General features: G+C 71.3%; 13 protein-coding genes. 8 read left to right on the top strand and 5 right to left on the bottom strand.

The window, feature by feature from the left end; genetic code table 11:
* Positions 1-3: 3 nt before the first annotated feature.
* Complete coding sequence (locus ACTJJP_RS10230) at positions 4-1,374, bottom strand: Nramp family divalent metal transporter (protein WP_440775087.1); 1,371 nt, start codon at positions 1,372-1,374, stop codon at positions 4-6.
* 323 nt (positions 1,375-1,697) lie between these two features.
* Between ACTJJP_RS10230 and ACTJJP_RS10225 the strand changes: the two genes are divergently transcribed.
* On the top strand, positions 1,698-2,372 hold the full coding sequence (locus tag ACTJJP_RS10225) for a TrmH family RNA methyltransferase (protein ID WP_440774913.1): 675 nt from the start codon (positions 1,698-1,700) through the stop codon (positions 2,370-2,372).
* A gap of 126 nt (positions 2,373-2,498) precedes the next feature.
* Here ACTJJP_RS10225 and ACTJJP_RS10220 read toward each other — a convergent pair whose 3' ends face one another.
* A complete protein-coding gene (locus ACTJJP_RS10220; RefSeq protein WP_440774912.1) occupies positions 2,499-3,827 on the bottom strand; it encodes an MATE family efflux transporter in 1,329 nt (442 codons plus the stop codon).
* Between the two features lie 94 nt (positions 3,828-3,921).
* Between ACTJJP_RS10220 and ACTJJP_RS10215 the strand changes: the two genes are divergently transcribed.
* The 4 genes from ACTJJP_RS10215 to ACTJJP_RS10200 all read left to right on the top strand — a co-directional run bounded on the left by ACTJJP_RS10215 (position 3,922) and on the right by ACTJJP_RS10200 (position 8,304).
* The gene (locus ACTJJP_RS10215; RefSeq protein ID WP_440774911.1) at positions 3,922-5,904 is read left to right on the top strand and encodes a M13 family metallopeptidase; all 1,983 of its coding nucleotides are present in this window, start codon (positions 3,922-3,924) and stop codon (positions 5,902-5,904) included.
* A 48-nt stretch (positions 5,905-5,952) separates the two neighbouring features.
* The gene (locus ACTJJP_RS10210; RefSeq protein WP_440774910.1) at positions 5,953-6,915 is read left to right on the top strand and encodes a serine hydrolase; all 963 of its coding nucleotides are present in this window, start codon (positions 5,953-5,955) and stop codon (positions 6,913-6,915) included.
* A gap of 205 nt (positions 6,916-7,120) precedes the next feature.
* On the top strand, positions 7,121-7,396 hold the full coding sequence (locus tag ACTJJP_RS10205; RefSeq protein ID WP_440774909.1) for a hypothetical protein: 276 nt from the start codon (positions 7,121-7,123) through the stop codon (positions 7,394-7,396).
* A 14-nt stretch (positions 7,397-7,410) separates the two neighbouring features.
* On the top strand, positions 7,411-8,304 hold the full coding sequence (locus ACTJJP_RS10200; protein ID WP_440774908.1) for an FHA domain-containing protein: 894 nt from the start codon (positions 7,411-7,413) through the stop codon (positions 8,302-8,304).
* Positions 8,305-8,656: 352 nt separating this feature from the next.
* Here ACTJJP_RS10200 and purU read toward each other — a convergent pair whose 3' ends face one another.
* Both purU and ACTJJP_RS10190 read right to left on the bottom strand, forming a co-directional pair.
* Positions 8,657-9,538 carry a formyltetrahydrofolate deformylase gene (gene purU / locus ACTJJP_RS10195; protein ID WP_440774907.1) on the bottom strand — a complete coding sequence of 294 codons (882 nt, stop codon included), beginning with the start codon at positions 9,536-9,538 and terminating at the stop codon, positions 8,657-8,659.
* A gap of 55 nt (positions 9,539-9,593) precedes the next feature.
* Positions 9,594-10,712 (bottom strand): zinc-binding alcohol dehydrogenase family protein, encoded by a 1,119-nt coding sequence (locus tag ACTJJP_RS10190; RefSeq protein ID WP_440774906.1) that lies wholly within the window; start codon positions 10,710-10,712, stop codon positions 9,594-9,596.
* Between the two features lie 83 nt (positions 10,713-10,795).
* Between ACTJJP_RS10190 and ACTJJP_RS10185 the strand changes: the two genes are divergently transcribed.
* The gene (locus ACTJJP_RS10185; protein WP_440774905.1) at positions 10,796-11,395 is read left to right on the top strand and encodes a TetR family transcriptional regulator; all 600 of its coding nucleotides are present in this window, start codon (positions 10,796-10,798) and stop codon (positions 11,393-11,395) included.
* 10 nt (positions 11,396-11,405) lie between these two features.
* On the top strand, positions 11,406-12,728 hold the full coding sequence (locus ACTJJP_RS10180; RefSeq protein ID WP_440774904.1) for an MFS transporter: 1,323 nt from the start codon (positions 11,406-11,408) through the stop codon (positions 12,726-12,728).
* Positions 12,729-12,768: 40 nt separating this feature from the next.
* Here ACTJJP_RS10180 and ACTJJP_RS10175 read toward each other — a convergent pair whose 3' ends face one another.
* On the bottom strand, positions 12,769-13,167 hold the full coding sequence (locus tag ACTJJP_RS10175) for an MFS transporter permease (protein WP_440774903.1): 399 nt from the start codon (positions 13,165-13,167) through the stop codon (positions 12,769-12,771).
* 172 nt (positions 13,168-13,339) lie between these two features.
* Here ACTJJP_RS10175 and ACTJJP_RS10170 point away from each other — a divergent pair, with 172 nt between their 5' ends.
* A complete protein-coding gene (locus tag ACTJJP_RS10170; RefSeq protein ID WP_440774902.1) occupies positions 13,340-14,026 on the top strand; it encodes a GNAT family N-acetyltransferase in 687 nt (228 codons plus the stop codon).
* Positions 14,027-14,039 lie beyond the last annotated feature (13 nt).

The following is a 14,039-nucleotide window of genomic DNA, read 5'->3' as shown; positions in this document are numbered from 1 at the left end:
AGCCTATCCGCCGGTGAACACCAGCCACAGGAGCACGACGTTGAGGGTGATGAGGAACACGGATGCCACGACCCCGGCGACGGTCGTCAGGATGCGGTTGCGGTAGGCGCCGAGCACCGTGGCCCGGGCCGTGAGCACGACGAGGGGGACGAGCGCGAACGGGATGCCGAACGACAGCACCACCTGGCTGAGCACCAGCGCGAGGGTCGGATCGACGCCCAGGGCGAGGAGAACGAGCGCCGGCACGAGCGTGACGAGCCGGCGCACCACCAGGGGGATGCGCGCGCGCAGGAGCCCGTGCATGATCTCGGCCCCCGCGTATGCGCCGACGGAGGTCGAAGCCAGGCCGCTGGCGAGCAGTCCCACCGCGAAGAGTGTCGCGACGACGGGGCCGAGACCGTCGCGCAGCGCGGCGTAGGCGCCCTCGAGGCTGTCGGTGCCGTCGACGCCGGCGAGGTTCGCCGCGGCCAGGAGCAGGATCGCGAGGTTGACCGTGCCGGCGACGGCGAGGGCGATGGTGACGTCCCAGCGGGTCGCGCGGAGCAGGCGAGGAGTGGAGATGCCGCGGGCGTTCTCGAGGCGGGAGTGCGCGGTGTCCGTCCGGTCGGCGTCTGCGGGGTTCGGTGTCGTCGATCCCGTCGATCCCGTCGATGTCTGCGAGGCGGCGGTGGTCGGCTCGTCGGCTGCCGACGGAGTGGCATCCGTCGACGCTCGAGAGGACCTGACGAGTGCCGGCGCGGAGGACTCGGCCGTGCCGGTGCCGGCAGCCGGCGCGAACCGGTCGCGCGCCAGCGCCGAGTGCGCGTAGATGGCGTGCGGCATGATCGTCGCTCCGAGGATGGATGCCGCGAGCAGCACCGACTCCGTCCCCTCGAAGCGCGGGATCAGCCCGCCGATGACGCCGTCGGGTGCGGGCGGGGCGAAGAGGAGTCCGAACGAGAAGCCCACCGCGATGACGACGAGCAGGCCGATCAGCACCGTCTCGAACGCGCGGGCGCCTCGACGCGTCTGCACGAGGAGCAGGCCCATCGACACGACTCCCGTGATCGCGCCGCCCCACAGCAGGGGAACGCCGAAGAGCAGATACAGGGCGACCGCTCCACCGATGACCTCGGCGACGTCGGTGGCCATCGCGACGAGCTCGGCCTGCAGCCAGTAGGCGCGTCGCGCCCAGGGCCGGCGGATGCGGCGTCCGAGCACCTGCGGGAGGCTCTCGCCCGTGACGATGCCGAGCTTGGCCGAGAGGTACTGGATCAACCAGGCCATCACGTTGCCGAGCACCACGACCCACACCAGCAGATAGCCGAACGCGGCGCCGGCGGTCATGTTGCTGGCGACGTTGCCCGGGTCGAGGTAGGCGACGCCGGCGACCATGGCGGGCCCCAGGAGCCAGAGGGCGCGCCCCGGCGTGTGGCGTCGGCCCTCGGCATCCCCTGTTTTCGGCACACCGAAAAGTTATCAGGATTTCGGTTCACCGAAAAGTGAGAGGCCTGTCGTGCGAGGGTTCGTGGCGGGAGGCGATTCGGGGGGAAGAGTCGCGGGATCGCGGAATCCGTCCTCCCTCGCTCGAACACCCTCCGGGGCCATGAGTTGGGGCCGGTCCGCGGAGCCCGCGCCGGGCCCGTGAGTCCCCGCCACCCCGCGGCTCCCCGCGCCGCCCCGCGGGGGTGTCCCGCCCGCCCGGGTAGCCTGAACAGGTGACGGATGCCGACGAGCCCACGCCGGCGCCGGGCGGCGACGCGGCCGACGCGGCGCGGACCGAGCCGCAGCCGACCCACGGTGTCGGCCCCTGGCCGGGAGGACCCGCGAACTGGCCCGAAGACCCGCGTTACGACACGGAACTGCTCGCGGACGGCGACACCCGCAACGTGGTGGACGAGTACCGCTATTGGACGATGGAGGCGATCGTCGCCGACCTCGACGCGAAACGGCACCCGTTCCACGTCGCCATCGAGAACTGGCAGCACGACCTCAACATCGGGTCGATCGTGCGCAGCGCCAACGCCTTCCTCGCCGCCGAGGTGCACATCGTGGGCAAGCGCCGCTGGAACCGCCGCGGCGCCATGGTGACCGACCGGTACCAGCACGTGCGTCACCACGAAGACGTCGCGACCTTCTCCGCGTGGGCGCGCGAGGCGGGTCTGCCCGTGATCGCCGTCGACAACGTCGAGGGATCGGTGCCCGTCGACCGGGCGGAACTGCCCGAGGCATGCGTGCTGCTGTTCGGGCAGGAGGGCCCGGGGTTGTCGCCCGAGGCGATCGCTGCCGCCGCGGGGGTGGTCGAGATCACGCAGTACGGCTCGACGCGTTCGATCAACGCGGCGTCTGCGGCGGCCGTGATCATGTACGAGTGGTGCCGCCGCTGGGCGTGAGGAGCAACGCGTGCGTGGGTCTTGTTCCTTCGACGGGCTCAGCGACCCCGGGCGAGCGCGGGCGCAGGGACCCGGGCGAGCGCGGACGCAGGACCCCGGACGAGCGCGGACCGGTCGGGTACGGGCTCAGCCGCCGGCCGTCATCCAGGCCGACCCGCGCACCCGCAGGCCCAGGGTGAGCGCCCGCGCGAGCAAGTAGACGCCGAAGAACGCCGCGGCCAGCCACGCGAGCCCTGCCGCGCCACCCCCGGCGAACAGGCCGACGAGCACGAGGGCGGGCACGTACGGCACCAGGTTGAGCACGCCGGCGAGGGCGAGGTAGCGCGCGTCGCCCGCGCCGATGAGCACGCCGTCGAGCACGAAGACGAACGCGGCGAGCGGCTGCGACACCGCGAGCACGAGCAGCGCCGGCTGGATGAGCGCGGCGATCTCGGCGTCGCCCGTGAAGACGAGACCGAGCACGCCCGACGACGCCGCGACCACGGCTCCGACCGCGACGCCGAACCAGACGCCCCACGCGCTGGTGCGGGCGAGGACGCGCGCGACCGTGTCGGTGTCGCCGGCGCCGAGCGCACGCCCGATGAGCGCTTGCGCGGCGATCGCCAGGGCGTCCAGCGCAAAGGCGGCGGTCGAGAAGATGGTGAAGGCGATCTGCCAGCCCGCCAGCTCAGCCGAGCCGAGGCCGGTGGCCACGGCGACGGTCGCGAGGAAGGCGGCGCGGAGGCTCACCGTCCGCAGGAACAGCCACCCGCCCGATCGCACCGTGCCCCCGAGGCCGTCGCGCTGCGGACGGACGGATGCCGCGTGCAGACGCGCGAGACGCCGCACGACCAGAACGTACGCGCCCACCATGCCCCACTGGGCCACGACCGTGCCCACGGCGGAGCCGGCGATGCCCCACCCGAACCCGTAGATGAACAGGGCGTTCAACGCCGCGTTCGCGCCGAAGCCGAGCCCCGCGATCCACAGCGGGGTGACGGTGTTCTGCATGCCGCGCAGCAGACCGGTCGCGGCGAAGACGACGAGCATCGCGGGAAGGCCCCACATCGAGATCGTCAGATACGTGCGGGCGTTCTCGGCCACGTCGGGCGCGGCACCGAACGCATCGACGACCATCGGCGAGAGGATCGACCCCACCGCGGCGAGCACCGCGCCGAGCGCGAGGGCCAACCACATGCCGTCGATACCCACCGACACCGCGCGCCCCGGTTCGCCCGCACCGAATCGCCGGGCGACGGCCGGGGTGGTCGCATAGGCGAGGAACACCATGAGCCCGACGATCGTGTGCAGCACCGCTCCGGCGATGCCGAGGCCCGCCAGCGGGGCGACGCCGAGGTGCCCGACCATCGCGGCGTCGACGATGAGGAACAGCGGCTCGGCGATGAGCGCGCCGAGCGCGGGAACGGCGAGCCGCACGATGGAGCGGTTCAGCGTCTCGGGCGGCGAAGTCGTCACGCGTCGAGCCTAGGACGCGCCCGGCGACACCGATCCGGTCTCACCCGCCGCGGGTTCGGAGCCGGCACAGAGAACCGGCCTTTATCCTGACTGCATGACCGACATCCCCCGCTCCTCCGGTCTCGCGCTCGACGAGCTCAGTGACGAGATCCGCCCCCAGGACGACCTGTTCCGCCACGTGAACGGCCGGTGGCTGGAGCGCACCGAGATCCCCGATGACAAAGCCCGCTGGGGCTCTTTCCACCTCATCGCCGAGCAGGCCGAGGCCGACGTCCGCACCATCGTCGAGGAGTCGCAGGACGCCGAGCCGGGCACGGAGGCCCGCAAGATCGGCGACCTGTTCGCGAGCTTCATGGACACCGCGCGCATCGAGCAGCAGGGCGGTCGGCCGCTGGCCGGGCAGCTCGAACGGGTCGACGGAGTCGACGGCATCCCCTCCTTCCTCCGGCTCGTGGGCGAGCTCGAGCGCGACGGCATCAGCGGCCTGCTCACCCTGTTCGTCGAGCCCGACCCGGGCGACCCCACGCGCTACGTCCCCGTGATCTACCAGGGCGGCATCTCGCTGCCCGACGAGAGCTACTACCGCCTCGACAACTTCGCCGAGACCCGTGACGAATACCGCGGGCACATCGCGCGCATCCTCGATCTCGCCGGTGTCGCCGAGGCCGCGGCATCCGCCGATCGTGTCTTCGCCCTCGAGACCGAGATCGCTTCCGCGCACTGGTCGCGCGAAGACAGCCGCGACTCGGTGAAGACCTACAACCTGAAGACGTGGGACGACGTGGTGGCGCTCTCGGGCGTCGACCTCGAGCCCTGGCGTGCGGGGGTGGCGCCGGGCCATGAGGGAGCATTCGCCGAGGTGGTCGTGTACCAGCCGAGCTTCGTCGAGTCGCTCGGCCATCTGCTCGTCGAGGAGCGCCTCGAAGACTGGACGGCGTGGCTGCGCTTCAAGATCGTTCACGCCGCGGCGGCCTTCCTCTCCGACGACTTCGTGGCCGAGAACTTCGCGTTCTACGGCACGCAGCTCACCGGCGTGCCCGTCAACCGCGAGCGGTGGAAGCGCGGTGTGAGCCTCGCGGAGGCGGCGCTGGGCGAGGCGATCGGCAAGGTCTACGTCGAGCGGCACTTCAAGCCCGCGGCGAAGGATGCCATGGACGGCCTCGTCGCCGACCTGATCGAGGCGTACCGCCGCTCGATCCAGAACCTCGAGTGGATGACCGACGAGACCCGCGAACGCGCGCTCGCCAAGCTCGACACGTTCGTGCCGAAGATCGGCTACCCGGTGCGGTGGAAGGACTACTCCGACGTCGAGGTCGACCCGACCGACCTCGTCGGCAACGTCCGCCGCGCGCACGTGTGGGAGCACGACCGTCAGCTCGCCAAGGTGGGCCAGCCGATCGACCGCGACGAGTGGTACATGACGCCGCAGACGGTCAACGCGTACTACAACCCGCTCATGAACGAGATCGTGTTCCCCGCGGCGATCCTGCAGTACCCCTTCTTCGACGCCGATCGCGACGCGGCCGCCAACTACGGCGGCATCGGGGCGGTCATCGGCCACGAGATCGGGCACGGCTTCGACGATCAGGGCAGCCGCTTCGACGCCGACGGATCGCTTCGCGACTGGTGGACGGATGCCGACCGCGCGGCCTTCGAGCAGCGTACGAAGGCCCTCGTCGCCCAGTACGAGGCGCTCGTGCCGCAGGGCCTCGGCGACGAGCACCACGTGAACGGGGAGCTCACGATCGGCGAGAACATCGGCGACCTGGGGGGCCTGGGCATCGCGATCGCGGCGTACCGCATCTTCCTCGCGGAGCAGGGTGAAACCGAGGGTGACGGGCCCGTGGTCGACGGGTACACCGGGATCCAGCGTCTGCTGCTGAGTTGGGCGCAGATCTGGCAGCAGAAGGGCCGGGATGCCGAGACCATCCGCCTTCTCACCATCGACCCGCACTCGCCGAACGAGTTCCGGTGCAACCAGATCGTGCGCAACATCGACGCGTTCTACGCGGCCTTCGACGTCACCGAGGGCGACGCGCTGTGGCTGGACGCCGACCAGCGCGTCACCATCTGGTGAGGTCGCGTTTGTTGTCTTCCCGACACTGAAGGAGCCACGCTCGTGGGCATGCCTCCGGTTCCCGAGCCCGCCCTGCCCGATCCCCTCGGCGGGCCGGTGGCGTCGTCGCGACGCGACGCCCCGGCCCTTCGGGGGGCCGGCCGCAAGGGGCCCAAACGCCTGCCGAGACGCGCCGCCGCGGGGCGGCGTTCCTTCACGGCGACGCTGCGTGCCCTCGACGAACTGGCCGCCTCCGGTGCCCAGGTCTCGGTGCGCATCGACGACCTCGACGGGGGAGCGCAGGTGCTCGCGGGCGACGACTTCGTCACCCTGCCGGTCGGCGGGCTGGGAGTCGTGCCCCTGCTGGTGGAGGTGGCGGCCTCCTTCGAGGACGGTCGCATGGATCCGCTCGAGATCCTCGATCGCTCCGCGGTGCAGGGCGCCGCGCACGGGGGCGTGTGGCAGCACCTGAAGGCGCCGGCCCTACCGCTGGTCGACGTCGCGATGCTCGCGGCGTCATCGGGCGACGCCCTCGCCGTCAACGCATTGCTGCACCGCGTGGGGCTCCAGGCCGTGCGCGCGCGGATCGAACAGCTGGGGCTGCGGCGCACCGCCCTGCTCGACCGGTTCCGCGACGACCGAGGCCCCGACGACGCACCCCACCTCGCCCTTTCGACCGCGCGCGAGATGGCCCAGGTGTTCGCCGGGCTGGTGAACTCGACCGTCGTCTCGCCCGGTGTGAGCGCGCAGGTCGCGGAATGGCTGAGTCTGAACCACGATCTCTCGCTCGTGGCATCCGCCACGGGACTCGACCCCTTCGCGCACGAGAACGACCAGCACGGGTTGCTCTTCGTCAACAAGACCGGCCGCGCGTCGGGGGTGCGCGCCGAGGCGGGCGTTCTGGGCGGTCCTCGCGCGGGGGTCGCGTACGCGCTCGTCGTCAACTTCGACGACCTCACGATCGCGCACCGACTCCGCGCGCACGACGCGTTCCGCGTGCTCGGCGTCGAACTCATGGAGTACGTGTACTGACGTCCCGGTCGTCCGGGGCGCCGTCCGGGGAGGGGGAGTGCCTTTCCGCGCGCGCCCGAGCCGCGGGGCCGCGCCCACCGCGCAGTGATGGTCGGAATCGTCCCCCTCCGGCGACGAGAACGCAATCCCTCCCGGCCGTTTCGTCCGCGCTGGGACCCTGGTGGCCACCGCATGAAAATGCTGCAAAGAAAGGGACCCCGAAGCCATGTCCGACTCCTCTTCCTCCACCGACCCGTTCGCCGACTCCAGCGGACCCGAGGGCCACTCCATCACCGACTGGACCGACCTCGGCCGCGAGATGTGGTCGTACCTGACCGGCCGCGGCGCCGCCGTGAACTACTCCTTCGTCGACATGACCGTCGAGGTGCCCCGCGACATCGGCCCCGACGCGCCTCGCGCGACGTGGAAGCTCAACGGCACCCTCCGCGTCACCACGAGCGACGACACCGCGGCCGGGTCCGACCCGTACCGCGGCAACTGAGGGGCGGCGCCATCATGGTGCGCCTCGACATCGACCTGTCGTTCTCAGAGTACGAGCAAGGGTCGGATGCCGACACCCCGCCGTTCGAGGGCACGATCACAGCCGCGGGTAGCGAGGTGCGCATCGTCGTGAGCGATCCGTCGCGGCTGCCCGGCAACGGTCGGCGGACACTCGCGGAACTGTCCACGGTCGCCGACGCCCTGGCATCCCGGGGCATCTCCGTGCAGCTCGAGGGCCCGGACGGACCGATCCTGCAGCTCGGCGATGTGAAGAAGAACGCGCTGCAGCGGGCGATCACGGGTTCTCGCCACATCCGGTTGGGATCGGTCGGGGCTGTCGCGCCGCTGCTGACGCGACGCAACAAAGGGCAGGCGCTGACCTTCCCCGTCCCGCCCGAGACGCCGTTCCCGCTCGTGCCGACGATCAACCGCACGGTGCGTCGCCGCATCACGACGACGCACTACACGCCCGGGTCGGGTCGTCCACGGTTGATCTTCGCGGTCGGCGACGCCACATGGGACGGCTCGCGACCCCGCGAGTTCGACCTGCTGCCGACCAAGACGGTCATCGGGTCCGGCGAAGAGGCCGACCTGCGCCTGCCGGGGCTCTCGCCCGTGCATGCCGAGATCCGCCACGAGGGCGACGACGAGTACGTGCTGTACGGCTTCGACGTGGTCGGCGGTGGCGGGGCGCGCGAGCAGGGTCCGGGTCGCGACCGCGGCGGACGGATCCTCCGCACCGGTGCCCGCATTGAACTGGGCGACTGGCGGCTGGCCTACTTCCGCGCGGAGTTCGCCGACCACGGACGTCCGTACGGTGGCCGCATCGGGGGCGAGCTCTCCCGTCAGCGCAGGCAGCCGCCGCGCGGCGGCGGCGGTCCGCTCAGCCGCGCGAGCGACCCCGAGTGACGCGGCGCCGGGCCGGTCGGGCGCGTGCCGCTCGGCCGGCGCGGCGGCCTGCGGTCGGGTGCTCCGCGGGCGCGCGCGTTCGCGGTGGTCCCGGGCCGCGCGCGTCCGCGTTCGTCCGGGCGCCTGACGCCGGGCGCCCAGACGCCGGCGGTTTTCGCCGAGATCACGTCCGATCGCCGAGACGACATGCGATTGCAGTGAGAACGGCGTGATCTCGGCACACGCGTGTGATCTCGAAGCCGAAGCCGAAGCTGAAGCTGAAGCTGAAGCCGAAGCCGAAGCCGAAGCCGAAGCCGAAGCCGAAGCCGAAGCCGAAGCCGAGCCGAAGCCGAAGCCCGGCCCCCCCGGTGCGTCAGAAGACGATCGTGTGGTTGCCGTCGCGCAGCACCCGGTCTTCGGCGTGCCAGAGCACGGCGCGCGCGAGGACCTGGCGCTCGACGTCGGCGCCGCGGCGGGCGAGCTCGGCGGCCGAGTCAGCGTGGGTCACGCGCACGGTGTCCTGCTCGATGATCGGGCCCTCGTCGAGATCGCTCGTGACGTAGTGCGACGTGGCGCCGATGAGCTTGACGCCGCGCTCCTTCGCTTTCTTGTACGGCTCCGCGCCGATGAAGGCCGGCAGGAACGAGTGATGGATGTTGATGACCGGCACGCCGATCTTGTCGAGGAACTCGGGCGAGAGGATCTGCATGTACCGCGCGAGCACGATGAAATCGACGTTGCCCACGAGCAGCTCGAGGATGCGGGCCTCGGATGCCGACTTGTCGGGCCCGGGCGTCGACGGCACGTGGAAGAACGGAACGCCGAAGGACCGCACGTCGTCGGCCGACGTGGTGTGGTTCGACACGACCATCGAGATGCTCACGGGCAGGTCGCCGCGACGGTGACGCCAGAGCAGGTCGAGCAGACAGTGGTCCTGCTTCGACGACAGGATCGCCATGCGCTTCGGCGTCGAGAGGTCGGTGAGGTTCCACTCGAGCTCGAACCCGTCGCCGAGGGTCTTCGCGAGGTCGGCCTCGATCTCGGGCATGGCCGCGGGCAGGTCGGGACGGTGGAACACCACGCGCTGGAAGTACGCGCCGCCGCGAAGCTGGTCGGAGTACTGGTCGAAGGCGACGACGTTGCCGCCCTGCCGCGCGATGAGGGCCGAGACGGCGGCGATGATGCCGGGGGTGTCCTTGCCGTGCACGATGAGGCAGGCGTGATCGGGCTGCAGGTGGGGGCTCGCGGAGACCATCGGACCATTCTGCCGTGCCCGGATGACGCCGCCGACCACGCTTCCGAAGGGGGTGTCAGAGCCGCACGACGACCTTCTTCGCCGAGACGCCCGCGCGCTGCCGATCGAGCGCGCCCTGGAGGGCGTCCAGGCCCGTTCCGACCACCAATGGCGCCGGTACCGGGCGGAGGGTCCTCGCGGAGAGGGCGCGTGGAACGACTTCGCCCCACAAGCGCGGTCCGACCTCGTCGTCGCGCAGGCTGCTTCCCCAGACGAAGCCCGCGCGGATGCCGTGGCGGCGGGCGCGCAGTATCGACCGCGCGGTCGCGAGGCCGATGTACGAGAAGACGGGGATCATCGCGGGGAAGAGGCGACGACGGCCGACCAGGTCGGCGAGCGAGAGGGGCGTGCTCGCCATGGCCAGCCGCGTCCCGCCGGTGCGGCGCAGGACCTCGATGCAGGCGTCGGTCGACCCGGCGCCCAAGGCGACCGCTCCCGCGACGGTGCGGGAGCCGATCGCGGCGACGAGATCGTCCACGGCCGTGGGTGCGTGATGATCGGCCCCGTGCTCCGCGCCGAGTTCGCGCACCAGGTCGGCGTTGCGGCCCGACGCGGTGGTGACGACGTCGTATCCGGCGGCGCGTGCCAGTTGGATCGCGTTCAGCCCCACGCTGGTCGATCCGCCCCAGACCACCACCACCTCGCCTGTTCGCGCGTCGCCCTGCTCCGTCGGCATCCGGAGTCCGAGGTGGGCGGGTTGGAACAGTGCGCAGGCGGCCGTCGAGAGGGCGAGGGGGAGCACTGCCGCCTCGTCGTCGCTCCAGGCGTCGGGGACGGGGGCGGCGAGGCGTTCGAGCAGGACGGAGTACTCCTGGAACGCACCCTCGCGCACCGCGTCACGGCCGCGATCCGTGCCGGTCGCGAGCCCGAACACCCGCTGGCCGACGTGGAAGAGCGTGACGTCCGAGCCGATCGCCACGACCTCGCCCGCGATGTCGGAGCCGAGTACCGCGGGTGTGCGCAGCCAGCGGTACGTGATGCGGCTGGTGCCCTGGACGACCCAGTCGACGGGGTTCACCGCGACGGCGCGCACGCGGACCAGGATCTCGTCGCGGGCCGGTTCGGGGGTCGCTGTCGGGCGTACGGCGAGACGGGCGCGGGGAGTGGGCATGACGGCCGCGAGGTGGGAGGACATGAGGACCTTTCGGCAGTGATGACACGCAGTGCCCTCACTATACGACGTGATGGCACCACGTGTCTTCGCTTATGCTCGACCGCATGGGCAGATGGGCTCCCGACACGAGGGAACGGCTGCGCGAGGCGGCCGTCGATCTGTTCCGAGAGCGCGGATTCGCGGCCACGACGGTTCCCGACATCGTCGAGCGGGCGGGAGTCACGCGGCGCACGTTCTTCCGCCACTTCAGCGACAAGCGCGAGGTCTTCTTCGGCGACGACGAGATCCCCCGGCTCGCGACCGCCCTCCTCGCGGCGGCCCCCGCGGACGCACCGGCTTTCGATGTGGCCTGGGCCGGTCTGCACGCGCTCGCCGCGGACCGCTTCGAGCCCCGGCGCGCGCAGATGGTCGTTTCCCGCCGGATCATCGAGACCGAGCCGGCCCTTCGCGAACGCGATCTGCAGAAGCAGGCCGATCTGCGGGAGGCGATCCGCGAGGGGTGTGCCGCGCGCGGCGTCGACCCGCTCACGGCCCGCGTCACCGCCGGGGCCACGGTCGACCTGCTGCAGACCGCTCTCGAGCTGTGGCTCGCCGACGACGCGGGACAGCCGCTGGTCCGGCACCTCGACGTAGTCCGGCGCCGTATGGCCGACGTGCTCGGCGTGGTGCCCGGGTCCGCGTCCGGTGTCGGCGCTCCCCGTTAGCCTGGGACACGTGACCAGCACCCTCCGCCTCGACCGGCCGGGTTGGCGCACCTGGACGCTGTGGATCGTCGGCGTGCTCGCCTACGTCGTGTCCATCATCAACCGCACATCGCTCTCCGCCGTCGGCGTGGATGCCGCTGTGCGCTTCAACGCCGATGCCTCGGCGCTGTCGATGTTCGCCGTCATCCAGCTCTTCGTCTACGGCGCGATGCAGATCCCGGTCGGACTCCTCCTCGACCGGTTCGGCGCGCGCCCGATGATCGCGATCGGCATGGTGCTGATGGCGGTGGGGCAGCTCGTCATGGCCTTCGCGGATGCCGTGGGCATCGGCATCCTGGCCCGTGTGCTCATCGGCGCGGGCGACGCCATGATCTTCCCGAGCGTGCTGCGCGTGATCGCGACGTGGTTCCCCGCGCAACGAGCACCGGTGCTCGTGCAGCTGACGGGCATCATCGGTCAGCTCGGGCAGATCGTCGCGGTGGTGCCGCTCGCAGCTCTTCTGCACGCCACGAGCTGGAGCGTCGCGTTCGGGAGCGTCGCGGGTCTCGGCGTGTTGTTCGCCGTCCTCACGTACGCGATCATCCGCAACCGTCCACCCGAACGACGCGATGACCCCGTCGACACCTCGGTCGACACGCAGACCGGCGCGATCCGGGTCGTGCGGTCGGCGCCCGATCTGCGCCAGGGCTTCCGCGAGTCGTGGGCGCACCCGGGCACGCGTCTGGGCTTCTGGTCGCACTTCGCGACGCCCTTCGCGGGAACGGCCTTCATGCTGCTGTGGGGTTTTCCCTTCCTCACCGCGGGCGAGGGGTTGGAGCCGGCGACGGCGTCGCTGGTGATGACCTCTCTCGTCCTGTTCAGCATCCTGAGCGGTCCGATCATCGGGGCGCTGTCGAGCCGGCATCCGACGCGCCGATCGCGATGGCTCGTGCTGCCGACGGTCGTGTTCCAGGCGATCGTCTGGATCGTCGTCATCGCGTGGCCGGGGCCCGCGCCGGTGTGGCTGCTCGTCGTGCTGATGTTCGCGTTGTCGACCGGGGGTCCGGCGTCCATGATCGCGTTCGACCACGCCCGTACGTTCACTCCGAGCCATCGCCTCAGCACGGCGACCGGGATCGTCAACGGCGGAGGATTCCTCGCGGCGCTGTTGGCCATCCTCTTCATCGGCATCGCGATGGACGTGCAGGGGGCGGGCACGCCCGACACCTACACGTTGGACGCGTTCCGTCTCGCGTTCCTCACGCAGGTCCCCCTGTGGCTCGTCGGCGGGATCGCCATCGTCATCGAGCGCGGCCGCACCATCCGGCACGTGGGCGGCGTGCTCCCGCGCTGACGCGACGACGACGGCGTGCCCCGTCGAGGGGAGCGCGCGGTCAGCCGCCGGTCACCCGCTGCCAGAGGTCGGTGATGAGCGGCACGATGTCCGACGCCCGGTCGGCCGATCCCACGGCAACGGCGATGAGGGGGAACACCGTCACCGCGAGGGCCACGACGATCGCGATGACCGCGAGGGTCCACGACATCCACGGTCGGCGTCGCGTGACGGCCAGCAGCAGCGCCCCGGCCACGATCACGAGGCCCAGCAGGGTCACGCCGATGACGCTGCCGAAGGGGAAGGGCACGAGTCCGGCCGTGCTGGCCGTCGTCGCGGCGAGGAAGCCCACCAGGGGCAGGTAGAGCGCGAGGGCGATGATCGCCGTCAGGGCCGCGCCGACACCGGTCGCGATGTAGACGCCGCGGGGCCGGCGTGCGAGAGACGCGGAGCCGCGCATCAGGAGAGCACCTCGGACGACGTCTCGCAGCGGGCGGTGAGCGTGGATGCCATGTCGTGTCCTCTCGTCGGTGACGCATTCGTTCGCATACACCGATGAGACGCGGTGACGAGGCGAAACGTCACGCGTGGGCGGCACACGAAACGCCGGACGACGATGCGAGACTCGAAGCATGAGCGCGATCGACATCCGCACCCTGGTCGACGTCGACGACATTCACCAGGCCGCTCGCGTCCTCGACGAGGTGTGGGGCGAGCGCGGCACGATGCCGGCGAACATCCTGCGGGCCCTCGAGCACGCGGGCAATTACGTCGTCGGTCTCTTCGACGACGGGCGGATGATCGGCGCGTCCGCGGCGTTCTTCGGCCTGCCCGCCGAGCGCTCGATGCATTCGCACATCACCGGCATCCTGCCCGGGCACCAGGGTCGCGGTCTCGGCCGTCAGCTGAAGGAGCATCAGCGCGCCTGGGCGCTCGAACGGGGCGTCGGGCGCATCACCTGGACGTTCGACCCGCTGGTCGCCCGAAACGCCCACTTCAACCTCGCGGTGCTCGGCGCCCGCGCGACGGAGTACCTCGCGGACCACTACGGTGCCATGGCGGATGCCGTGAACCGCGGCGACGAGTCCGACCGCCTCATGGTGAGCTGGGCGCTCGCGGAGCCTCCCGCGCCGAGGCCGACGGATGCCGAGACCCTCGCCGTCGTGGCCGTGCCCGCCGACATCGAAGCCCTCCGTCGGAGCGACCCGCCGGCCACCGCCGAGTGGCGCCGGCGTCTGCGCGGCGATCTCGGCGGGCACCTGGCATCCGGTCGTCGAATCGGCGGGTTCGACCGCCGCGGCTACCTGATCGTGAGGTGATGCGCGGGGGCGC

It is taken from the genome of Microbacterium sp. 22296 (assembly GCF_052045385.1).
Classification (GTDB): domain Bacteria; phylum Actinomycetota; class Actinomycetes; order Actinomycetales; family Microbacteriaceae; genus Microbacterium.
Note: the sequence above shows the minus strand (reverse complement) of the source record. Positions and strands in the feature narration are given on the sequence as shown.